At 71.6% G+C, this 22,803-nt stretch carries 18 protein-coding genes; 13 read left to right on the top strand and 5 right to left on the bottom strand.

Going from position 1 to position 22,803, the window contains the following annotated elements:
- Positions 1 to 11 precede the first annotated feature (11 nt).
- The 3 genes from OG302_RS16280 to OG302_RS16270 are packed head-to-tail and all read left to right on the top strand — an operon-like array spanning position 12 to position 5,435.
- Positions 12 to 2,255: an MMPL family transporter gene (locus OG302_RS16280; protein ID WP_371527460.1), complete on the top strand. Its 2,244-nt coding sequence runs from the start codon at positions 12 to 14 to the stop codon at positions 2,253 to 2,255.
- A gap of 52 nt (positions 2,256 to 2,307) precedes the next feature.
- Positions 2,308 to 4,668, top strand: coding sequence for a LuxR C-terminal-related transcriptional regulator (locus OG302_RS16275; RefSeq protein WP_371527459.1), 2,361 nt, complete (start codon positions 2,308 to 2,310; stop codon positions 4,666 to 4,668).
- On the top strand, positions 4,665 to 5,435 hold the full coding sequence (locus OG302_RS16270) for a 4'-phosphopantetheinyl transferase superfamily protein (protein ID WP_371527458.1): 771 nt from the start codon (positions 4,665 to 4,667) through the stop codon (positions 5,433 to 5,435). Before OG302_RS16275 ends, OG302_RS16270 begins: the two co-directional genes overlap by 4 nt.
- A 65-nt stretch (positions 5,436 to 5,500) precedes the next feature.
- Here OG302_RS16270 and OG302_RS16265 read toward each other — a convergent pair whose 3' ends face one another.
- The 5 genes from OG302_RS16265 to OG302_RS16245 form a co-directional block, all read right to left on the bottom strand.
- Positions 5,501 to 5,995, bottom strand: coding sequence for a hypothetical protein (locus tag OG302_RS16265; RefSeq protein ID WP_371527457.1), 495 nt, complete (start codon positions 5,993 to 5,995; stop codon positions 5,501 to 5,503).
- A 93-nt stretch (positions 5,996 to 6,088) separates the two neighbouring features.
- Positions 6,089 to 7,285 (bottom strand): FAD-dependent oxidoreductase, encoded by a 1,197-nt coding sequence (locus tag OG302_RS16260; RefSeq protein WP_371527456.1) that lies wholly within the window; start codon positions 7,283 to 7,285, stop codon positions 6,089 to 6,091.
- 86 nt (positions 7,286 to 7,371) lie between these two features.
- Positions 7,372 to 8,397 carry a 3-oxoacyl-ACP synthase III family protein gene (locus OG302_RS16255; protein WP_371527455.1) on the bottom strand — a complete coding sequence of 342 codons (1,026 nt, stop codon included), beginning with the start codon at positions 8,395 to 8,397 and terminating at the stop codon, positions 7,372 to 7,374.
- Positions 8,394 to 9,065, bottom strand: a complete 672-nt coding sequence (locus OG302_RS16250; protein WP_371527454.1) for an SRPBCC family protein — start codon at positions 9,063 to 9,065, stop codon at positions 8,394 to 8,396. Before OG302_RS16250 ends, OG302_RS16255 begins: the two co-directional genes overlap by 4 nt.
- Positions 9,062 to 10,837: a thiamine pyrophosphate-binding protein gene (locus OG302_RS16245; RefSeq protein ID WP_371527453.1), complete on the bottom strand. Its 1,776-nt coding sequence runs from the start codon at positions 10,835 to 10,837 to the stop codon at positions 9,062 to 9,064. The genes OG302_RS16250 and OG302_RS16245 overlap by 4 nt, the downstream gene beginning before the upstream one ends.
- A 206-nt stretch (positions 10,838 to 11,043) precedes the next feature.
- On the opposite strand from OG302_RS16245, the gene OG302_RS16240 reads away from it, so the two are divergent.
- Genes OG302_RS16240 through OG302_RS16195 form a run of 10 tightly spaced genes read left to right on the top strand, consistent with a single transcriptional unit; the run spans position 11,044 to position 22,785 of the window.
- Positions 11,044 to 11,292: an acyl carrier protein gene (locus OG302_RS16240; RefSeq protein WP_363307939.1), complete on the top strand. Its 249-nt coding sequence runs from the start codon at positions 11,044 to 11,046 to the stop codon at positions 11,290 to 11,292.
- Positions 11,289 to 12,182: a class I SAM-dependent methyltransferase gene (locus OG302_RS16235; RefSeq protein ID WP_371527452.1), complete on the top strand. Its 894-nt coding sequence runs from the start codon at positions 11,289 to 11,291 to the stop codon at positions 12,180 to 12,182. Before OG302_RS16240 ends, OG302_RS16235 begins: the two co-directional genes overlap by 4 nt.
- Positions 12,183 to 13,508, top strand: a complete 1,326-nt coding sequence (locus OG302_RS16230; protein WP_361833077.1) for an FAD-binding oxidoreductase — start codon at positions 12,183 to 12,185, stop codon at positions 13,506 to 13,508.
- A complete protein-coding gene (locus OG302_RS16225) occupies positions 13,505 to 14,521 on the top strand; it encodes an SDR family oxidoreductase (protein ID WP_371527451.1) in 1,017 nt (338 codons plus the stop codon). Before OG302_RS16230 ends, OG302_RS16225 begins: the two co-directional genes overlap by 4 nt.
- Positions 14,522 to 14,542: 21 nt before the next feature.
- A complete protein-coding gene (locus OG302_RS16220) occupies positions 14,543 to 15,493 on the top strand; it encodes an SDR family NAD(P)-dependent oxidoreductase (RefSeq protein WP_371527450.1) in 951 nt (316 codons plus the stop codon).
- A 52-nt stretch (positions 15,494 to 15,545) separates the two neighbouring features.
- Positions 15,546 to 17,024 carry an MFS transporter gene (locus OG302_RS16215; protein WP_371527449.1) on the top strand — a complete coding sequence of 493 codons (1,479 nt, stop codon included), beginning with the start codon at positions 15,546 to 15,548 and terminating at the stop codon, positions 17,022 to 17,024.
- Positions 17,025 to 17,077: 53 nt separating this feature from the next.
- On the top strand, positions 17,078 to 18,088 hold the full coding sequence (locus tag OG302_RS16210; protein WP_371527448.1) for an acyl-CoA desaturase: 1,011 nt from the start codon (positions 17,078 to 17,080) through the stop codon (positions 18,086 to 18,088).
- Between the two features lie 2 nt (positions 18,089 to 18,090).
- Positions 18,091 to 19,740: an AMP-binding protein gene (locus OG302_RS16205; RefSeq protein WP_371527447.1), complete on the top strand. Its 1,650-nt coding sequence runs from the start codon at positions 18,091 to 18,093 to the stop codon at positions 19,738 to 19,740.
- A 56-nt stretch (positions 19,741 to 19,796) separates the two neighbouring features.
- Positions 19,797 to 20,903, top strand: a complete 1,107-nt coding sequence (locus OG302_RS16200) for a histidinol-phosphate transaminase (RefSeq protein ID WP_371527446.1) — start codon at positions 19,797 to 19,799, stop codon at positions 20,901 to 20,903.
- 43 nt (positions 20,904 to 20,946) lie between these two features.
- Entirely contained in the window at positions 20,947 to 22,785 is a 1,839-nt protein-coding gene (locus OG302_RS16195) for an acyl-CoA dehydrogenase (RefSeq protein ID WP_371527445.1), read from the top strand.
- The last annotated feature ends 18 nt before the right edge of the window (positions 22,786 to 22,803 follow it).

The following is a 22,803-nucleotide window of genomic DNA, read 5'->3' as shown; positions in this document are numbered from 1 at the left end:
GGTGATCACGCATGTTCTCTGCCCTGGGCTCCGCCCTCCACGCGAAGCGGAGGCTGACCCTGTACCTGGTCATCGGCCTCGCCGTGCTCGCCGCCCTCTTCGGCGGCACCCTGCAGAGCAAGGTGACCAACGGCCTCGCCGACTACGACGACCCGACCGGGTCGCACACCGTGGCCCGCAAGGTCATCCAGGACGCCACCGGCATCGACCCCCAGCAGGGATACGCGCTCCTGATCCGCACGGACGAGGCCATCGAGCCCGGCGGACCGCGGCCGAAGGCAGTGACGGCGGGCATCGCCCTCCTCAAGGACCGGCCCGAGGTGAAGCGGGTCATCGACTACAAGTCGGCCGGGGACCCGGCCCTGATCTCCAGGGACGCACGCTCCACCGTCCTCGTCGGCGCGGTCGGGCCGATGAAGGACAAGGAGACCAAGGACGCCGAGAAGGCGTTGCGGGAGGCGATCGACGCCGACCCCGCGCTGCGCGGCCACGCCCACCTGGGCGGGCCGACCATCGGCATGGTGCAGGTCGGCGAGGTCACCACCAAGGACCTCTCGATGGCCGAGGGCATCGCCCTGCCGGTCGTGCTCGTCCTGCTCTTCCTCGTCTTCCGCGGCCTGGTCGCGGCGCTCCTTCCGGTCATGGGCGCGATCCTCACGCTGCTGCTCACCATGGCGGGGCTGCGCCTGGTCACCCTCTTCGACAACGTCTCCACCGGTGCGCTCAACCTGGCCTTCGCGCTCGCGCTCGGGCTCGCCGTCGACTTCGGCCTGCTGATCGTCTCCCGCTACCGCGACGAGCTCGCGCAGCACGGCGCCGGGGCGCTCGCGCTGCGCCGCACCATGGAGACCGCGGGACGCACCGTGCTGTTCAGCGGTCTCACCGTGGCCGCCGCGCTCGCCGCGCTGCTCGTCTTCCCCCAGCCGTACCTCCAGTCCATGGGCATGGCGGGCGTGATCACGTCGCTCGCGGCGGTGCTCTTCGCGCTCCTCGCCCTGCCCGCCGTGCTCGCGCTGCTCGGCGATCGCGTCAACTCCCTCGCCCCGCGGCGCTGGCAGCGCGTCACGCGGACCGAAGGGACCGAGGGGTCCGGCGACCCCGCCGTCAGGCGCTGGCGGCGGATCGCGCAGCTCGTGATGCGCAGGCCCGTCGTCGTCGCGGTCGCCGCCACCGCGCTGCTCCTCGCGCTCGCCTCACCGGTGCTCGGCATCCGCTTCACCGGCGCGGACGCGTCGGCGCTGCCCACCGGCATCAGCGCGGGGAAGGTCTCGGCGGCTCTGCAGGACGACTTCGCCGAGCCCGCCACCTCGCCGCTACGGGTCGTCGCCGACACCTCCGACGGCGGCCGGCTCGGCGCGTACGCGAAGGAGATCGCGGAGGTGCCGGGCGTCGAGGCGGTCGCGAAGCCGGTACGCCTGGACGCCGGGCACTGGGAGATCGACGCCGTACTGGAGGGGGAGCCGCTCGGCACGGCCGCCAAGGACGCCGCCGACGAGGTCAGGTCGCTCGACGCGCCCACGCCCGTACGGTTCACCGGGCAGACCGCCGACTTCCTCTCGCAGAAGGACGGCATCCGTGACCGGCTGCCGCTGGCCATCGGCGTACTCGCCCTGGTGACCCTGCTGCTGCTCTTCGCCTTCACCGGCTCGGTGGTCCTGCCGTTCAAGGCGCTCCTGATGAACACCCTGTCCACCGGGGCCGCGCTCGGCTTCCTCGTCTGGGTCTTCCAGGACGGGAACCTCGGCTTCACGGCACAGAGCGGCATCGAGTCCACCACTCCGGTCCTTGTCTTCGCACTCGCCTTCGGACTCTCCACGGACTACAACGTCTTCCTGCTCGGCCGGATCAAGGAGGCGCGGGCCGCCGGCCTGGACGACCGCACGGCGGTGGCCGAGGGCCTGGCCCGCACCGGACGCATCGTGACGTCGGCGGCGCTGCTGTTCTGCGTGGCCGTGGGCGCTCTCGCGCTCTCGCGTCTCGTCTTCGTCAAGGAGCTCGGGCTGGGCACCGCGTTCGCGGTCATCCTCGACGCCACGGTCGTCCGCGCGCTTCTCGTGCCCGCCCTGATGACGCTGCTCGGCGGCGCCAACTGGTGGGCGCCCGGCCCGTTGCGCCGACTGCACGCAGCGCTGCGGCTCGACCGCATGGAGACCTCGGACGACACCCCGGAACCGGGTTCCGGGAACTCCGGGGACGCCGGGGACTCGGGGAGCGGCGGGCGGACCGGGCGTGAGGAGGCGGTGAGCAGGGCCTGAGACACGGACTCACCGGTTGGGGTTGCGGGGAACCACACGAGGGAGAGCGGACATGTTCGCACCAGAGCGGGAGTACGAGGTCGTGATCCCGGCAGTGCCGGGTGGCGGCGTGGCGGCGGAAGCGCAGACCGACCGCCTGATGGGCCATGGGTTCGGCAGACTCCGTGGCCGGGAGGGCGAACTGGCCCTCCTGGCCCGGCTGCTGGCCCAGCCCCAAGAGCGTCTCATCACGCTGACCGGGCCCGCCGGAGTGGGCAAGAGCCACGTGGCCCACGCGGCGCTGATCGCGCGCACCCGGGCCGGTGGCGCGCCCCTGCTCTGGACGGACCTCGCCGAATCGGACGGGGCCGGAGCGGTCTGGTCCAGTGTGGGCGCCGAGACGGCCGGGGCCGCCGCGGAGCGGATCGGCACCCGGCAGGCGCTGCTCGTCCTCGACAACTGCGACCCGGTGGCCGCGCACGTGGCCCTGGACATCTCCGCCCTGCTCAGGGCCTGCCCGCGGCTGAAGATCCTGGTCACGAGCCGGGTGTCCCTCGACATAAGGGCCGAACGCGTCCTGGTGACGGAGCCGCTGCCCACGGGCGTGGGCTCACCGGCCGAGGAGCTCTTCACCGATCACGTGAGCCCCCGGTACCGCGCCGGACTCGACGGCGCCCAGGCGCAGTCGGCGGTGACGGACCTCTGCCGGGAGCTCGACGGCATTCCGCTGGCCATCGAGCTGGCCGCGGAGGCCGTCGGCACCGAGGGCCCCCAGGCCGTCCTGCACAGGCTGGGCAAGGGCGAGCCCATCGGCCGGCGCAGGCTGCGGGACACCTCCGCCCGGCACGACGGCATCAGCAGCGCTCTCGGCTGGGCGGCGCACGGGCTGAGCACCGCCGACCGTGAACTCCTGCGCACGCTCGCCGTGTTCGAGGCGCCGGTGGGCCTGGCGGAGGTGCGCAGGGCGGCCGGCGCCGGTCAGGCGGACGCGGTGGCCGGTATCGAGTCCCTGGTCCACCAGAGCCTGCTGCTCAGCGGGCGCGGCCCGGACGGCGAGCCGGAGTTCCGGCTGCCGCTCATGGCGCGCGCCCACTACCACCAGGGCCTCGCGGGCGATCCGGAGGCGCTGGCCCGGGCCCACGACCGGCACGCGGCGCACTGCACGGCCTTCGCCGCCGGGCTCGCGGACGGGCTCCGCTCGGGCCGCGACATGGGCCAGCTCCTCGCCGCCGTCGAGGCCAGGCTGCCCGACCTGCGCAAGGCCACGGGCCATCTCTGCTCGCGCGGCGACCACGCGGGCGTACTGCGCATGCTGACCGCACTGGAGGGCCCGCTGCTCGGCCACGGGCTCGACCTCGACGCGGCGGACGCCATGGAGGCCTCCGCCGCCGCCTGCCCCGACGGGGAGCTGGCCGCCGAGGCGCTGATGGCCGTGGCCCGCTGGGCCCTCGGCCGCGACGAGCGCCCACGGGCAGAGGCGGCCCTCGACCGGGCGGCCGTCGCCGCCGCCGGACTCCCCGCCGTACGGGCGCGGGTGGCGGCGCACACCGGGGAGCTGCTGCGCCGCAGGGGCGAGACGGCGGGCGCGGCCGCGCTGCTGGAATCCGCGCTCAAGGAACTCGACGCCGTGGGGGACGTGTACGGCGCGGCCCTGGCCCGGCGGTCACAGTCGCTCCTGCGGGCCGGACACGGCGACCCGGACGCGGAACGCCCCGCACTGCGGGCGCTGGCCGAACTGCCGTGCACGCCCGTCGAGCCGGAGCCCGGGGCGGTCGACTTCTGGCGCGACCCGTGGTCCCCGGTCGTGGTCCGCGCCGCCCTGCTCAACGCGCTCGCCCGGGTGCGCCGGCTGCTCGGCCGCGCCCCGGAGGCGTACGTGAACGTGCGTGAGTCGATCAGGCTCCTGATGGGCAGCAGCGGTCCCGCGGAGGCGGCCGAGGCCCTGGAGACGATGGTGACCGTCGCCGTGGGGCCCGGCAACGAGGAGCACAGGGAGGCGCTGGCCCAGGTCCTCGCGCACGCCGAGGCCCTGCGCCGCCAGCACTCGCTGGTCTCCGAGGAGGGCGTCGCGCTGCGGGCGGTGGCCGACCGGCTGCACCAGGGCCTCGATCCCGCCGTGCTGCGCAGGATGCGGCTCGACGCCCGCCAGGTCTCGCCGCACAGCGCCCTGATCGCGGGGCTGTTCGCGCCCGCACCCAAGCAGCCGCCGCAGGGGGAGCGGTCCCCGCAGACCGGGGCCGCCGCCCCGCACGGACTGACGCCACGGCAGCACGAGGTCGCGCTGCTCGTCGCCGAGGGCATGACCAACCGGCAGATCGGCAGGCAGCTCGGCATCTCGGAGTGGACCGTCACCAACCACCTGCGTGTGGTGATGCAGAAGCTGGAATGCGGCTCACGGGTACATGTCGTACGCGCCATCCAGCAGGTCGGGTGAGGGCCGGGGCCGGGCGCGCGGGCGTCCACATCTGGGCCGGGCGGGTGCCCGACGCCGTGGCCGAGCGGGACGTGGCGCTCCTGGACGAGCGGGAGACGCGCCGGTTCGAACGGTTCCGGGACGAGGTGACGCGGGCCCGGTACGCGGGTGCCCGCGCCGCGGTCCGGCGCACGGTCGCGGGGTGGCTCGACGTCGAGCCGTCCGGGGTGGTCTGGGGTGTCGCGCGATGCCCGGGATGCGGGAGCGACCGCCACGGCCCTCCCTACGTCCGCCTGCCGCGCACCGAGTGGCGGACGAGCGTGTCGCGCTCCGGGGAGTGGTGGATGCTCGCCCTCTCGTACGGGGTGCCCGTCGGCGTCGACCTGGAGCGCCGGAGCGCACCCGAGGCGCCTGCGGTGGCCCGCCGTGCCCTCACGCCTGAGGAGCGGGTCCATGTCGCCGCCGCCCGGGAGGGCGTGGAGCGGGACGAGGCGCTGATGCGCTGCTGGGTGCGGAAGGAGGCCGTGGCCAAGGCCTGGGGCGTCGGGCTCGGGACGGATCTCGCGGCCGTCGCGGTACGGCCGTGGCAGGACTCGGCGGTCGTGGAGCGGGCGGCGGGCAGTGGTGGTGCTGCCGGAGGCGGCCCGGAGCGCTGGGCGGTGCGTGATGTGCGGGTCGGGGCGGTCGGGGTGGACTGCCTGGCCGCGCTGGCCCGTCCGGCGGCCGACACGGCACCCGTCGTGGTGCACCGGAGCGACGCGGCGCGGGCGGCAGCCGTGAGGGCCTGACTGTGCGCACAGTCAGGCCCCCAAAGGTCAGCTGGGTCAGCTGGGTCAGGTCAGGTCAGGTCAGGTCAGAAGACGATCGGGCCCGGCGTCTGCTTCGAGACGGCCTTGCAGGTGTTGTCCGTGCCCAGGATGTTCAGGCTCAGCGAGACGTCGGAGGAACCCGCGGCCGGGATGTAGGAGTCGAGGCTGTCGCCCGCGGACACCGCACCGGTCAGCGCGCCGATGGTCACCGGCTGCCCGGCGGCGGCCGCGTCGTTGGCGGTGCCGGTGAAGTCCACCGTGCCGCCGCCCGCCCGCTCAAGGCGCAGCGTGGCGGTGATCGAGTTCGCCGGGATGTCGACCGGGGCCAGGCCGCCGCTGGTGGAGATCTTGACGGAGCCGGTGCCGTTCGCGGCCGACGCCTCGATCGTCAGGTCGGACACGCCGTAGCTGCCGCAGTCGTACGACGCCGTCACGGTCTGGGTGGCGGTGGGGGCCGCGGCGGAGGGGGTGGCGAGAGCGATGCCGCCTGCGAACAGGACGGCGGTGGCAACGGTGCTGGCCTTGATGGTGTGACGCACAGTCAATTTCCTTCTGTTGCGGGTGTGTTGACATCGCGGTGTGGTGACACCGCGCAGGGGTTGAGCAGACGGACGGCCGGCGGGCCGCCCGGGTCACAGGGGGTGGCGCTCGGCCACCGGGATCCGCGCGGTCGGCGGATGCCAGTCGGCGATTCCGTCGAAGCCGCGCAGGAGCAGGCCGGGGATGGCCTTCGAGGCGGCCCTGAACACCGCGTCGCGCATCGAGACGGCCGCCCGGGAGCGCAGTGACGTCAGCTTCAGGATGCGTTCCGCGCGCCGCACCATCGCGGTCGTACGCGGCCTGCGATCGCGGTCGTAGGCGGCGAGGGCGGGCAGGGGATTTCCGCCCGGCAGGGCGTGATGGGCGAGGACCACGGCGTCCTCGATCGCCATGTTGGCGCCCTGCCCCAGGGTCGGCACCATGGCGTGGGCCGCGTCCCCGAGGAGCGCGGTGCGGCCCCGGTGGAACGAGTCGAGCGGCACGTCCATGTGGTGGACGTCGTGGCGCAGGATCTCGTCCTCGCCGACCGAGTCGATCAGGGCCGGTATGGGGTCGTGCCAGTCGCCGAAGCGCCTGAGCAGTTCGGCCTTCTCGCCGTCGGGGGACCGGCCGCCCGCCTCGGTCGCGGCGCAGGCGTAGATGAACACGCTGTCCGGGTCCCGGACGAGGCTGCCCCATACGAGGCCGCCGCCCCAGGACTCGTGCGGCACGAAGCCGGGTCCTGGCATCGGTGCGAGGATGCGCCAGACGGTCCAGCCGCCGTAGGCGGGTCCCGGGTGGGCGGGGAACAGGATGCCGCGCGTCTTGGAGTGGACGCCGTCGGCGGCGACGACGAGATCCGCCTCGTACACGCCTCGGGGAGTGCTGACGTGTGCCGTGCGGTCGGCGGAGCCCGCATCCGCGAGGTAGGCCGCTTCGCCGGTGTGCAGGACGCCTTCGGGCAGCCGCTCGACGATCAGGTCGACCAGGTCGCTGCGGCGCAGCACGACCAGGGGTCCGCCGAACCGGGCGGCGACGGCCGAGCTGTTCGTGCGGGTCAGCGTGCGGCCCCGCGGATCGCACATCAGGCCGTCGCCCTGCCACGCCGCGAGGGCGGTGATCTCGTCGCCGAGGTCGAGGGCGGCGAGCGCGCGCTGTGCGTTGGGGGCCAGGGTCAGGGCGGCACCGATCGGTGCCAGGGTGGGGGCGCGTTCCAGGACGGTGATGTCCCAGCCGCGCCGGTGCAGGGCGAGGGCGGTGGTCAGGCCGCCGATGCCGGCACCGATGACGACGGCTTTGGGGCGGGTCATGGACTCTCCTCGTGGGTCAGGCGAGCTGCCGTGATCTGCGGGACGACCGGGGGCGGCGCGAACCGCCGCCCCCGGGGGCCCGTGGGTCACCCCCGCGTGCCTCCCGCCCGCCAGTGCACGGCGGCGGCTCCCGCGAAGTCACCGGCGTGGGCGAAGCCCGCCAGCATCAGCAGGCTGCCGTCCTTGACCCGGCCCTCGCGGATGCCGTGGTCGAGGGTGATGGGGACGGCCGCGCCGAAGAGGTTGCCGAACCGGTCGAAGGTGTCCAGATGGCGGTCGGGGCCGATGGAGAGCCGCTCCTGCCACTGCTTCAGGAACATCCGGTTGGGCTGGTTGGTGATCAGCAGATCCAGGTCGTCGGTCTTGAGGTCGAGCGACTCGCAGACCCGGCCCACCACTTCCGGCACCAGACGGTTGCCGCGCTCGACGATGTCGGAGACCTTGTCGGGCGTGAACCCGACGTGCATCTGACTGGTGCCCGCCTCCCAGTACTTGCGCCCGTCGTGCAGCGCGAGGCCGCAGTCCCGGGTGTATTCGCCGTGGTTGGCGACCTCGATGCCGAGGATCGGCGACTCGTCGGACGCCGCCACATAGGCGGCGCCGCAGCCGTCACCGGGGATGACGGCCTCGGGGAGCCCGCGCACGTCGGGCTGGGTCATCACCGGGCCCGCGCTGTTCTGCACGTTGAAGAGCAGCGCCGACCTGGCCTGGCCCGAGCCGATCAGCGCACGGGCAAGCCGCAGCAGATGCACGAAGGACGCGCAGCCGCCGTTGTGGGCGTCGAGCACCCAGTCGGCCTTGACGCCGAGCCGGTGGGCGACTTCCGCCCCCGGCCCGGTGAACGGCACCTCGGGAAGCAGCGAGTTGGTGATCACCACGTCGACGGCGCGCAGGGCGTCGTCCCCGATCCGCTCCCGCAGGACGAGACCGGCCTTCTCCATCATGTCCGCGGGCGTCTCGTCCCTGGACACCTGGTGCCGGGTGCGCGGCGCCTTGAACATCGTGTGCCCGGCCAACTCGCCGGAAGCTTCCTGATGCTGGAGGAAGTACTCCGTGCCGACCGGTTCCCCGGGCAGGTAGGAGGCGAGTTCGAGCAGACTGACGGCTCTCATGCGCCGGTGCTGCCGTTGCGCAGCTCCAGGATCTTCTTCATGTTGTCGATCTCTATCTGGTGACCGGCGTAGAAGAGGTTCCACATGTCGCCGACCCACGGGCGCTCGGGGCTCGACGCCAGCTCGGGGTGCGGGTTCTTGTCGTAGTACGGGTGGCGGCAGTTGGTCCAGATGACCACGGAGCCGGGCTTGTTCAGGACGGTCTGCGCGTCGATGATCCGGTGGATGTAGACCATCCACAGCTCCTCGCCCTGGTCCCAGGCGCACTTCATGTCGACGGTGAGGGCGCGCGGGTCGCCGTCGATCCGCAGGAAGATCTTGGTCTCGTCGTCGAGGAGGGTGTCGCGGCCCTGGTAGAGGCCGGGGGTGTCGGTGGGCGCGAAGTCACGGGTGCTGTAGGTGTACTCGTTGAGGTTGCGCTCGTTGGTGAGGTAGTCGTAGACGTCCTGCGGCGGCGCGTCGATGTACTGGTGGACGGTGACGAACTTGCCGTACACCTCGTCGTACGTGAACGACTCCTTGGTCATCTGCGCGGCCTGCGCGAGGGCTTCCTCGCGCGGCGTGGTCTCCCAGCGGAGCAGCCCGGGGACGTCCTTGAGGTCGGCGGGGATCGGCTCCGGCGCGACGTATCCGGCGGTGGTGTCCGTGTGCGTGAGGGCGGTGGTCATCCTGGTACGACTCCTTGGTTGATGGGCCGGCTCTTGCCGACGGCCATGGCGTGCTGCTGGAAGGGGCGGAACGGAGGCATTTCGGTGGGGTCGACGTCGACGCAGATCAGCGAGGGAGACCGGGTGGCCTCGGCCCGGGCGAGCGCGGTGCGCAGCTCGTCCGGGGTCGTGGCGGTCACCGCGTCGAGGCCGGGGAACATCGCGGCGGCGCCTTCGCCGATCCGCGCCGGGCGGAAGAGGTTGTAGGTGTAGTCACCGGAGAAGAAGAGCTGCTCACGGGTGTGGCACATGCCGTGCGAGTTGTTGTTGAAGATCACGAACGTGACGGGAAGCCGGTGCTCGACCGCGGTGTGCACCTCCATGCCGTGCATGAAGAAGGCCCCGTCACCGGCGAACACGCAGGTGCGTCTGCCGGTCGCGAAGGCGGCGCCGATGCCGGCCCCGAAGCTGTGGCCCATGCCGCCCATGCCCATGGCGACGATGAACCGGCCGTCGACGGGCACGCCGACGTGATGGATGACGGTGGCGCCGGTGTTGCCCGCATCGCTCACCACGGTGGCCCCTTCGGGCAGCGCGGCGCCGACGACGGTCGCGGCGGTACGCATGTCCAGCGGGCCCGAGGGTGAGAGGTCGGGAGGCGGTGGAGTCAACCCGGCTGCGGGGACTGGAAGTTCACGCCCGACAGCTCCCGGTCCGGCTCCCGGTCCGGCTGCCGGTGTCTCGTCCGCTGCGTTCCTGGCCATCAACTCCTCTGTCAGTACGGCCATTTCGTCGCCCAGCGGCCCGGTGAGCCGCACCAGGTCCTCGTGCGGCTCCAGGAACGGCGGCCGCGGATCGAGGCAGACCACGGGCGAGCCCTTGAGGTGGTCGTGCAGTCCGGCGCCCGCCATCTGCGGCAGCCGGGTGCCGGCGAGCACCACGGCGGACGCCTGCTCCAGGGCCTCCTGCACGTCCGCGGTGCCGATCACCCCGGCGATGCCCAGATGACGCGGATCGCGGTCGTCGAAGACGTCCTTGGCGTCCGGGGCCACGGCGACCCGTGCCCCCAGCGCCCGGACGAGCCGGGCCAGCTGCGGCCGGGCGTCCGCCCTCGCCACCGCCTCACCGGCGATCACCACCACGCCCTGCCGCTCCCCGGCCGAGCGCAACAGGCCGACGGCCCGGTCGCGTTCGGCCGCGGAGGAGAGCTCGGAGGGGATGAGCTCCGGCGGACCGGGGGCGTCCCAGGGGGGCAGTACGGCCTGCTGCACGTCCTTGGGCAGCAGGAGCACGGCGGGCCCCGGCGCGGCCGGGTCAAGGGCCGCCGCGAGGGCACGCGGCAGCGCGTCGGTGATGGACTCCGGGTCCTCGACGCGTACGCAGTGCACGGCGATCTCGCCGAACAGCCGCTGCGCGTCGATGGATCCGGCGAGCCCGCTGGTCTCCTGGAAGGAACCGCGCCCGTCCAGTGAGGTGGGCGGCTGCCCGATCAGGACGAGGGCGGGCACGAAGGAGGCCCTGAGTTCGGCTATCCCGGGGACCAGGTTCATGGCCCCGGCGCCCGACGTGGCGGCCATCACCGGCAGGCGCTGGGAGGCACGGTGATATCCGTCCGCCATGGTGGCCGCCGAGAACTCGTGTTTGGCGACCACGCCGAGCGGGCCGGATTCCGCGTGCTCCATCGCGTCGTAGAGGTCTTCGATATTGGCGCCACCGACTCCGAATACGTGCCCGACGTCCTGTCGGCGAAGAAAGTCGACGATGAAGTCGACCACGCGGAATTGGTTTCTCATGGACCGTCCCTCTTTCCAGGCGGTGGTCCATCCATTGCAGGTCTTGAGGTCCACCACGGGCAAGTGGCACATCCCTGTCAGCCCGCCGCGGCCATGGCATGGCAGGGATCTGCCATACGGCTCTGTCATGTCCCGTGGAGGGGCCCGAAGTTAGGTTCTGGTCAATCGCTCACCGCGCCACGCAACGACCGGAAGGAACAACGATCGTGATCACCGTTGAAACCGTCTGCGCCCTCATAGCGAAGAAGCTCGGCAACAAGGCGTCGGGCCTCACGCTCGGTGCCGACACGGCCTTCGACTCGGTGGGTCTCTCCAGCCTGCAGATCGCCGACATCGTCTACACCGTCGAGGACGACGCGGAGATCGAGCTCGACCCGAGCCAGGCGGCGAACGTGAAGACCGTCGGCGACCTGGTCAAGCTGGTCGAGTCCACCCAGACGGCCGCCGCCGCATGAGCACCGCCGCCTACCAGGGCGCCACGGCCGAGGCGATCAGGCACCATTACGACGTCTCCAACGACTTCTACGGCCTGTGGCTGGACGGTTCGCTCACCTACACCTGCGCGCTGTGGGACGAGTCGGGCGCCGAACTCGCCGGTCTTCAGGATGACTTGGAGGCGGCGCAGGCCCGCAAGCTGGACTACCTCATCGAGGGGGCCAGGGCGGCGGGCGCCGGCCGGGTACTGGACGTGGGCTGCGGCTGGGGAAGCCTCCTCAAGCGCCTCACCGGGATCTACGGCGTGCAGCACGCGACGGGGCTCACCCTCAGCGACAGCCAGGCCGAACTGGTCAGGGCGTCCGGGATCGCGCGCAGCGAGATCCGGGTGGAGAACTGGCTGAACCACGAGCCGGCGGAGGGCTACGACGCGATCATCTCGATCGGCGCGTTCGAGCACTTCGCCAGGACGGGGCTCTCCAGGGCCGAACGCATCGCGGCCTACCGCGAGTTCTTCGAGCGCTGCTACGAGTGGCTGCCCTCGCACGGCCGCATCGCCCTGCAGACCAACATCAAGGGCAACAACACCGTGATGGACAAGGCCACCGTGCGTGAGCTCATGTTCATCATCGAGACCATTTTCCCGGAATCCGAGATCCCGGCTCTCTCCGAGGTCATCGAATCCAGCGAAAAGCTCTTCGACGTGGTGTCCCTGCGCAATGACCCGGACCACTACAGCCGGACCTGTGCGGAATGGCTGCGGCGCCTCCAGGAGAACAGGGAAGCGGCCGTACGCATCTCGGGCGAGGACAACGTCGTCAATTACGAGAACTATCTCGGCGCGAGCGTGCGGCACTTCAAGAACCGCCACCTGGGCCTCGCGAGGATCATTCTCGAAAAGGGGCGTTGAGTGAGCACGCGGAAGAACGTCGTCTACTGGCACGAGACGGAATCCGTCACGCCCGAGCCCCCGCTGCGGGACGACGTCGACTGCGATGTCGCCATCGTCGGCGGCGGCTACACCGGCCTGTGGGCCGCGCACTTCCTCAAGGAGGCCGAGCCCGCGCTCGACATCCGCATCGTCGAGGCCAAGCACTCGGGCTACGGCGCCTCGGGCCGCGCGGACGGCTTCGTCACGCCCACCATCGGCAAGGACATCCAGGCCCTGGTCGAGGAGTTCGGCACCCGCCGCGCACTGGAGGCCTCGCAGGCCGTCGGGCGTTCCATCCTGGAGATCGGCCGCTTCACGCGCCGCAACAAGATCGACGCGGAGTACGAGGCCAACGACTACCTGATGGTCGCCACCGATCAGGCGCAGCTGCGCCGCCTGCGCGCGGACCGGGAGCTCGCCACCACGATCGCGGGCCGCGAGCAGCCCGAGCTCCTCTCGGGCCCGCAGGCACGGGAACTGATCGGTTCGCCCGCCATCCTGGGCGCCATGCGGACCGGTGGCGCCCTGATCAACCCGTTCCGCCTGGCCCGTGGCATCGCCCGGGTGGTCAAGGAGCGCGGGGTGACCGTCTACGAGAACACCCCGGTCCTGCGCGTCGACCCCGGGGTGCGGCCCACGGTCGTCACGCCCGGCGGCCGGATCACCGCCGACAAGGTGATCATCGCGGCCAACGCGCACCAGTTCACCTTCGAGAAGTTCCGCAACAAGACCGTGCCCATCTGGAGCTACGCGATGGTGAGCGAACCGCTCACCGACGAGCAGCTCGGCCGGATCGCCTGGGCGGGCCGTGAGGGTCTCGTCGAGGCGAAGACCTTCCTGACGTGCGCCCGGTTCACCGCGGACAACCGCCTGATGTGGGCGGGCGGCCCCGCCCTGTACTTCTTCGGCCGCGACATGCGCCGGCGCCGCATGAACGACCAGCGGGCCTACCGCGAGCTGCACAAGGAGTTCGCGCGGTTCTTCCCCATGTGGAGGGACGTCAAGTTCACCTACACGTACGGCGGCACCGTCGACGTCACGCGTGACTACGCCCCGCACTTCGGGTCGCTGCCCGGCGGCAACGTCTTCTACGGCTACGGATTCAACGGCAACGGCATCGCCGCCACGCACACCGGCGGCAAGGTCCTGCGCGACCTCGTCCTCGGCAAGGACTCCGAGTACTCGCGGCTCCTCTACGTGGACGACAAGCACCGCAAGCAGCGGGACTTCCCGCCCGAGCCGTTCCTCTACGTCGGGGCCCGCGCCACCACACGGCTGATGGAGTGGAAGGAGTCCCGGGCATGAGCGAGCAACGCACCGTCCTGCTCACCGGCGCGTCCGGCGTCGTGGGCCGCGCCATCCTCCAGGAGGCGCCGGGCCGCCCGGTCCGGCTGATCTCCATGGCGAGGCCCGGCGGCGCCGCCCTGCCCGCGGGGACCGAGCACGTGCTCGACGCCGACCTGGCGCAGCCGCGCTTCGGTCTCGACGAGGACAGCTACCGCGCGCTGGTCCGGGACGTGGACACCGTCATCCACTCGGCGGGCCTCACCGAGTGGGGGCTGCCCGACGAGCGCTACAAGCCGGTGAACGTGGACGGCACCCGCCGGGTCATCGAGTTCGCCGAACTCTCCGGCGCCACCGTCCACTTCATGAGCACCGCGTTCGTGGCCGCGCTCTCGTCGACCGCGCCGCACCGGCTCAGCGACACCAACGTCACCACCAACTACGTACGGTCCAAGCTCCGTTCGGAGCAGCTCCTGCGCGACAGCGGCCTGCCGCACACCGTGTTCCGGCCGACCAACCTGATCGGCGACTCGCAGACGGGCTGGACCTCGCGCGGTCAGATCGTGCAGCTGATGTCCGACTGGATCTGCCGCGGCCGGGCGCCCTTCATCCCCGTGCACGAGGGCAACCGCATCGACATCGTGCCGCAGGACCTGCTCGCCAAGGCGGTGCTCGCGGCCGTCGAACTCGGGGACACCAGCGGCGAGTTCTGGGTGACGTACGGCGACGAGGCCATGGACATGGAGGCGGCCATCGGCGTGTGCGCCAAGCACGCGGCGGGCCTGGGCCGCACCCTCACTCCGCCCCCGGTCACCGACCCCGATGCCCTGGACCCCGAGGTGCTGCGCCGGCTGCCTCCGCTGGCCCGCTCCTACCTCTCCGTCCTGCGGGACGTCAGCGAGGTGACGCGCTGCGGCGGCGGAGTCCTGCCCACGTCGATGCCGGAACTGCGCGAGCGCTACGGCGTCCCCTTCGTCCACGACACGGACGCCTACCAGCGGACGCTCGAATACGCCTCCGCCCACCTCAGCTAGAGAGTCAGGAAGGACGCAACCGTGAACCCCGCGAACCCCATGAACCCCGTCAACGAGGAGTGGCAGCCCCCGCGGCTCGACGGATCCGTCGCCGTGGTCACCGGCGCGAGCCGGGGCGTGGGCCGCGGCATCGCCCTCGCCCTCGGCAGCGCCGGCGCGACGGTGTACGTCACCGGACGGAGCACCCGCACCGAGGGCCGCACCGAAGGCCTGCCCGGCACGGTCGACGACACCGCCGACGAGGTCACCGCCCGCGGCGGCACCGGCATCGCCGTGCGCTGCGACCACCGGTCGACCGAGGACAACGAGGCGCTCACGGACCGCATCCGGTCCGAGCACGGCAAGCTCGACCTCCTGGTGAACAATGCGTGGGCGGGTTACGAGCGTTCGAGCGACGTACGCTTCGACGCCGCGTACTGGGACCAGCCGATGTGGCGCTACGAACTGTGCGAGGGCTCGCTGCGTGCCCAGTACGACATCACCCGGCTGCTCACCCCGCTGATGTTCGAGCGGGGCGAGGGCCGGACCGGGCTGATCGTCGGCATCGGCTTCACCGACGGCGACACCTACCTGGGCCAGGCTGCGTACGACGTCTTCAAGTCCGCCAACGACCGGCTCAGCAAGGCGTTCGCGGCCGACCTGCGCAAGAAGAAGATCGCCGCCCTCTCCCTGCACCCGGGCTTCGTCCGCACCGAGCGGGTCGAGGCGGCCTGGGAGGCACTCGGCGACGGCCCCGCCGCCGTCGTCCACACACCCGAGTACGTGGGCCGCGCGATCAACGCGCTCGCCGCGGACCCCGACGTCCTGAGCCGCTCGGGCCAGGTGCTCTCCACCGGCGATCTCGCCGACGAGTACGGCTTCAGCGACGTCGACGGCAGGCGGCTGCCCGCCTTCCGTCTGGAGGGCCGGATGAGCCTGGCCACGCGCATGGACCGCCTCAACCGGGTCGTCGCCCGGGCCGCGGCCTCCTGACCTCCGACCCACCGGAACACCCCCACACAGCTCGGCGAACAGGAGAAGGCATATGGGCAGGGGAACCGCCTCGTCCACCGCGGCAGCCGTACCCGGCGGCGCGGCAACCAAGGCGGCAGGGCTCGCGCTCGCGGTGACCTGCGGCGCACAGTTCATGGTCATCATCGACGACACGGTCGTCTCCATGGCGCTGCCGACCATCCGCACCACCCTCGACTTCGACCGGGCCTCGCTGGCCTGGGTCGTCGACGCCTACATGCTGCTGTTCGGCGGCTTCCTGGTGCTCGGCGGCCGCTGCGCCGACCTGTTCGGCAGGCGGCGGGTGTTCCTCACCGGCCTCGCGGTCTTCACGGCCGCCTCCCTCGCCTGCGGTCTGGCCAACTCTCCCGAGATGCTGATCGTGGCGCGCGGCGCCCAGGGCTTCGGGGCCGCGCTGCTCAGTCCGGCCGCGCTGTCCATCCTGATCACCGTCTTCACCGAGGCGAAGGAGCGCCGCAAGGCCCTGGGCATCTGGGGCGGACTCACCGGGATCTCGGGAGTCTCCGGCGTACTGCTCGGCGGGGTCATCACCGACCTCGTCGACTGGCGCTGGGTGTTCTTCATCAACATCCCCGTCGGCGTGCTCCTGTTCGCCCTCGCCCTGAAGCCGGCGCTCGCCGACCGCGAGGACGGCGCCCCCCAGAAGCGGCCCGCGACGGACGGCATGGGAGCCGTCCTCATCACCGGCGGCCTGCTGCTGTTCGTCTACACCGTGATCAGCACCAACCACCGCCCCTGGGGCTCCGCCGCCACCGTGGCGGGCCTGGTGGGATCCGGCCTGCTCCTGGTTGCCTTCGTCATCAGGGAACAGCGCGCTCCCGAGCCGCTGATCCGCCTCGGGATCTTCGCGAGCCGGCAGATCTCCGCGGCCAACATGATCATGCTGCTCGCCGCGTCGGGCCTGTACGGGATCTTCTTCTTCCTGACCCAGTACATGCAGAACCTCCTGGGCTGGTCCCCGCTGCGCGCCGGAGTGTCCTGGGCGCCCTTCGGCATCACCATGGCGGTCTTCTCCGGCATCGCGATCCAGCTGCTGCCCAAGCTGGGCAGCCGCGTCCTGTGCCTGATCGGCCTCGCCTCCGCCACCACCGGCCTCGGCCTGCTGCTCAACGCCCCGCTCAAGGCCTCGTACGCCTCCGACATCCTGCCCACCCTGCTGCTCTGCGCGGCCGGGTACGGCCTGGCGATGGTGCCGCTGGTGGTGGCCGCCGTCAGCGGTGTGCCGAAGGCGGACTCGGGCGCGGCCTCCGGGGTCCTCAACACCGGCCAGCAGATCGGCGGCGCCATCGGCCTCGCCGTCCTCGCCACCCTGGCCAGCACCCGCCTGGACGACGAGATCGCGTCCGGCGCGGCCATGCCCGACGCCCTCCTGACGAGCTTCCACACCGTGTTCCTCGTCGGGACGGTGCTCACCGGCTGCGCCGCGCTCCTCTCACTCGTCCTGCCCGCGCTCCGCACCGAATTCGACCCGGAGACCACCTCGGGCGTCTGACGCCCTCAGGTGCCCGACGCCGAAGACCAACCACAGCAAGGGGAAGAGAAGAAATGGACGGCAAGGAACACCGCTGGTACATGCTCGCGGCCTCCCTGGTGCCCCTGTTCGCACTCGGCGCCGCCATGGTGCTGGCCTGGAACCACATATTCGGCTGGACCGACGTGCTGGTCACGGTCGTCATGTACGTCATCTCCGGCATCGGCATATCCACCGGCTACCACCGGATGCTGACCCACCGCTCCTTCGAGACGTACAAGCCGATCCGCGTCGCCCTCGCCACGGCCGGGGTGCTCGCCGGACAGGGACCGCCGATCATCTGGGCGGCCCACCACCGCAAGCACCACCGCGTCGCCGACAAGGAAGGCGACCCGCACAGCCCACACCTGGGCTTCGAGCCCGGCTTCAAGGGCGCGATCGCCGGCATGTGGCATGCCCACCTGGGCTGGCTCTTCGACGAGGACCTCAGCTCCGACCCGATCCGCTACTGCCCCGACCTGGTCAGGGAGAAGCCGCTGCGCTGGCTCAGCGAGAACTTCGTGGCCGTCGTCGCCGCCGGTGTCGTCCTGCCCGGCCTGCTGGCCTTCGCCATCACGGGCGGCTCCGTCCAGGCGCTGTTCACGGGCATGCTCTGGGGCGGTCTGGTCCGCATCTTCCTGATCAACCACATGACCTACGCGGTCAACTCCGTCGGCCACGTCTTCGGCCGCCGCCGCTTCACCACCACCGACCAGTCGCGGAACGTCGCCTGGCTGGCCCTGCCCTCCTTCGGCGAGGCCTGGCACAACAACCACCACGCGTTCCCGCGCTCCGCACGGCACGGCATGAAGTGGTACGAGGTCGACCTCTCCGCGATCTTCATCTGGAGCCTGGAGACCACCCGCCTCGCCTGGAAGGTCATCCGGATCGACACCGAGCGGATGACGATGCGCGAGGCCGGTGTGAGCCGGGTCAGCGGCAGCAAGCTCAGCCAGGAGGAACTGCTGGTCAGCCAGCAGAAGATCGCCCCCATGGCGGACCGTTCACGCGGCGGCTCCGACCTTTCCCTCGTGGACGTGGAGTGACCATGGCAACCACCGGCACCGGACTCTGGGACCTCCTCCTGCGCGACGATTCCCACGGAGTCCTGCACCACTGGCAGGAGGACGAAGGCTTCGGGCACATGCCGTGGAGCGAGGTCGTCGCCGACGCCCACGGCATGGCCGCGACCCTCCGCGCCGCCGGCGTGCGGCCCGGCAGCCGGGTCGCCACCGTCCTGACCAACTCGGCGCACACCCTGCGCGGACTCCTCGCGATCTGGCTGGCCGGCGGGGCCGTCGCCTCCTTCCCGCTGCCCGCCCGCGGCCAGAGCCCGCAGGAGTACGGGGCCCAGCTCGGCGTGCTCACCGAACGCCTCGGCCCCACGGTGCTCCTCATCGACGAGGGCCTGGCGCCGCTCGTCCCCGTCGAGCTCGCGGCGCGGCTCCCGGTGCTCAACTGGACGTCCCTGTACAGCGACCAGGGCTTCGACCCGTCGCCGCCGGGCGCCGAGGAGACCGCCTTCATCCAGTACTCGTCGGGCAGCACCAGCCTGCCCAAGGGCTGCGAGCTCAGCACCAGGGCCATCGGCACCCATCTGCACATGCTGCACGAGATGACCGGCGGGCGCCCCGGCGCCGAGACGATCGCCTCCTGGCTGCCGCTCTCGCACGACATGGGCATCTTCGGCACCATGCTGCACGCCTGGGCGTTCGACTACGACTTCGTCCTGTCGTCGCCCGAGCGGTTCGGCATGGCACCGCGCACCTGGTTCCGCGACATGTCCGAGTACGGCGCGACCATGACCGCGGGCACCAACACCGCCCTGCACCTGGCCGCCCGCGCCCAGGGCCGCAACCAGCTGCCCAGGCAACTCGCCCTGAACGTCTGCGTGGTGGGCGCCGAACGGGTCGACTGGGAGACCCTGGAGGCCACCGTCGCCGCGTTCGGCCCCTCGGGCCTGAAGGCCACGGCGTTCATGCCCGCGTACGGAATGGCCGAGGCGACCCTCGCGGTCTCCTGCACCCCGCTGGGCGCGGTCCCCGTCACCCGCAGCTTCGACGGGCCCGCGCTGCTCGACGGCCGGATCGTCGAGGTCCCCGAGGACGCGCCGGGCGCCACCCGGCTCGTCTCCAACGGGCCGCCGCTGCCCGGCGTCACGGTGACCACCAAGGACCCGGAGCGTGTCTCCGAGCTCCGCGTCGACTCGCCGAGTCTGGCCTCCGGCTACCTCAACGACGCCGAGCGCACCGCGGAGCGCTTCCACGACGGCCTCCTGCACACCGGTGACCTGGGCTTCGTCCACGACGGCGAGGTGTACTTCGTCGGCCGGGCCGACGACCTGATCTCGGTGGGCGGACGCAACGTCTACACCAGTGAGATCGAATCGGCGGTGGAGGCGATGGGGCCGGTCCGCAAGGGCTGCTCGGCACTCGTCGACATGGCCGGCGGCGGCGTCTCCAAGCTGGTCCTGCTCCTCGAACCCACGCGCAAGAGCGCCGACTTCGCGCTCATCGCCGACCAGGCCGCCGCCGTGGCCAGGGAGAAGTCGGGCATCGCGCTCTCCGAGTGCGTCTTCGTGGAGCGCGGCCATCTGCCCAGGACGCCCAGCGGCAAGATCCAGCGGTTCCGCTGCCGGGCCCTGCTCGGCGGCGACGCCGGCCAGCTGCAGACGATAGCCCGCGTCCAACTGGGCTGACCCGAGAGGCCGGTCGGGCGGCCTGCCCGGCGACACCGTACGAGAAGGGATCCACCATGCCCCAGGTCCAGGCTCCACCGCCGGGCTTCTTCGCCGACACCGAGATCGTCGGCAGGGAGGACCATCTGCGACTGCACCTCAACGAGAACCCGTACGGCCCGCCGCCCGGAACCGTCGACGCCGTGCGGGCGGAGGCGGCGAGCTACCTCAACCGCTACCCCGACAGCGAGTGCGCCGAACTCCGCGCCAGGCTCGCCGGCCACTTCGGGGTCACCCCCGACATGATCGCGGTCGGCAACGGCACCGACGAACTGGTCCTCGTCACCTCGATGGCGTTCCTGCGCGAGCCCGGCGCCTCGGTCGTCACCACCGCCACCACCTTCCCCGGTTACGTGGTGTCCGCCGCGGCCGTCGGGGCGCGGGCGCGCACCGTGCCGCTGCGGGACGCGTCGATCCCGGTCGAGGGGGTCGTGGCCGCGATGGAGCAGGGGGCCGAACTCGCCTTCGTCTGCAACCCGCTCAACCCCACCGGGGCGGTGCTCGACCGGGCGGGCGTGACGCGGCTCATCGACGCGGCGGAGCGCAGCGGGACGGTCCTCGTCTTCGACGAGGCGTACATGGACTTCGCGGGCCAGGCCCACGAGTTCGCCCTCGACGAGGTGCGCAAGGGCCGCCGCATCCTGGTGACCCGCACCTTCTCCAAGGCATGGGGACTCGCCTCGGTCCGCGTGGGGCTCGTCATCGGCCCCCAGGACCTCATCGGACGGATCAACGCCGTCGCGGGCGCCCTGCCCTTCAACGTCAACCGTCCCGCTCAGCGGGCCGTGCTGCGCGCCCTCGAACAGCCCGAGCACATCGAACGGGTACGCGCGGACAACGCCCAGGCCAGGGAGCTTCTCTGCAAGTCCCTGGACAACCTGAACATCGAACACGCCCCGTCCGTCACCAACTTCGTGATGGTGAAGGTGCCGGGGGCGCCGGGGGAGGGGACGGCCCCCGGCGACAGCGTGGCGTTCGCGGCCCGGCTCGCCGCCGAGCACCGCATCTTCGTGCGCAACCTCGACGTGCTCGGGCTCCCCGGCTACCTGCGGATCTCCGTCGGGACCGTCGACGAGGTGGAGCGCCTCGCCACGGCGCTCACCGCCCTGCTCGAACACCACTGACCCACCGGCCCACGATCGCCGAGAAGGAGCGAGGGAGCGCGTCATGAGCCACTACAAGTCGAACCTGCGGGACCTGGAGTTCAACCTCTTCGAGGTCCTCGGCTGCGAGCGGACGTACGGCAGGGGCGCCTTCGAGGCGACGGGCCGTGACACCGCGCGCGGCATCCTGGCCGAGGTGGAGCGGCTCGCCGTGCACGAACTGGCGGGCCCCTTCGTCGAGGCCGACCGCACCCCGCCCCGCTACGACCCGGCGACCCGTTCGGTCACGCTGCCCGACTCCTTCAAGCAGGCGTACGGCACCTGGATGGAGTCCGGCTGGCACCTGCTCGACCTGCCCTCCTCCCTGGGCGGCGCCGACGTGCCGCCGTCGCTGCGCTGGGCCGTCGCCGAGCTCGCACTCGGCGCCAACCCGTCGCTCTACCTCTACCAAGGACTCGCGGGCTTCGCGAAGATCCTCGACCGGCTCGGCACCCCGGAACAGCGCGGGCTCGCCCGCCTCATGGTCGACCGGCAGTGGGGCGCCACCATGGTGCTCACCGAGCCGGACGCGGGCAGCGACGTGGGGGCCTGCCGGACCAAGGCGGTCCAGCAGCCGGACGGCAGCTGGCACATCGAGGGGGTCAAGCGGTTCATCACCTCCGGCGAGCACGACCTGGCCGAGAACATCGTCCACTTCGTGCTCGCCAGACCCGAGGGCCACAAACCGGGAACGAAGGGCCTCTCCCTCTTCCTGGTGCCGAAGTTCCATGTCGCCGACGCCACGACGGGTCGGCTCGGCGAGCGCAACGGCGTGTTCGCCACCTCGCTCGAAGAGAAGATGGGCCTGAAGTCCTCGGCCACCTGCGAGCTCACCTTCGGAGCCGAGCGGCCCGCCGTCGGCGTGCTCCTCGGCGACGTCCACGACGGCATACGGCAGATGTTCCAGGTCATCGAGCAGGCCCGGATGATCGTCGGCACCAAGTCGGCGGCCACCCTCTCCACCGGTTATCTGAACGCGGTCGCGTACGCCAAGGAACGCCTGCAGGGCACGGATCTCGCGGCCTTCGGGGACAAGTCGGCGCCGAAGGTCCCCATCACCCGCCACCCCGAGGTCCGGCGCTCCCTGCTCCTGCAGAAGGGGTACGCCGAAGGGCTGCGCGCCCTGGTCCTGCACACCGCGACGGTGCAGGACCGGATCGCCGAGGCCGAGGCCGCGGGCGGAACGGACGAGGAGGCGAAGGCGCTCAACGACCTGCTGCTCCCCATCGTCAAGGGCTACAGCTCGGAGCGCGCCTGCGAGCAGCTGGGCCACGCCCTCCAGATCTTCGGCGGCGCCGGCTATCTCAAGGACTTCCCGCTGGAGCAGTACATCCGCGACACCAAGATCGACACGCTGTACGAGGGGACCACGGCGATCCAGGGCCTCGACTTCTTCTTCCGCAAGGTCGCGAAGGACCAGGGTGCCGCGCTCGGAGCGCTCCTGACCGAGGTGGAGAAGACCGCCGCCGCCGTGACGGACGGGGAACTCGCCGCAGCACACGCCCAGTTGGCCGACGCCGTCACGCAACTTCGGGCCGTCGTCGACGTCATGGGCGGACACCTGCTGCGGTCCTTCGAGGAATCCACGGCGATGTACCAGGTGGGGCGGAACACGACCAGGCTCCTGATGGCGGCGGGCGACGTGCTCGTCGGCTGGCTCCTGCTCCGCCAGGCCGCGGTGGCCGAGTCGAGGCTGGCGGAGCGGCCGGATGGCCTGAACGCCCCCGATGCGGCCTTCTACCGAGGCAAGATCGCAACAGCCAGGTTCTTCGCCCAGGAGGTGCTTCCGCTGCTGACCGCGGAACGTTCCGTCGCGGAGTGCACGGACACGGTGCTCATGACCGTGCCGGACGAGGCCTGGTGAACCCGGAGTACCCGGCGG

Origin of the sequence: Streptomyces sp. NBC_01283, from assembly GCF_041435335.1 — a bacterium.
In the GTDB taxonomy this organism is placed as follows: Bacteria; Actinomycetota; Actinomycetes; order Streptomycetales; family Streptomycetaceae; genus Streptomyces.
This window is presented reverse-complemented; position numbering and strand designations above follow the sequence as displayed.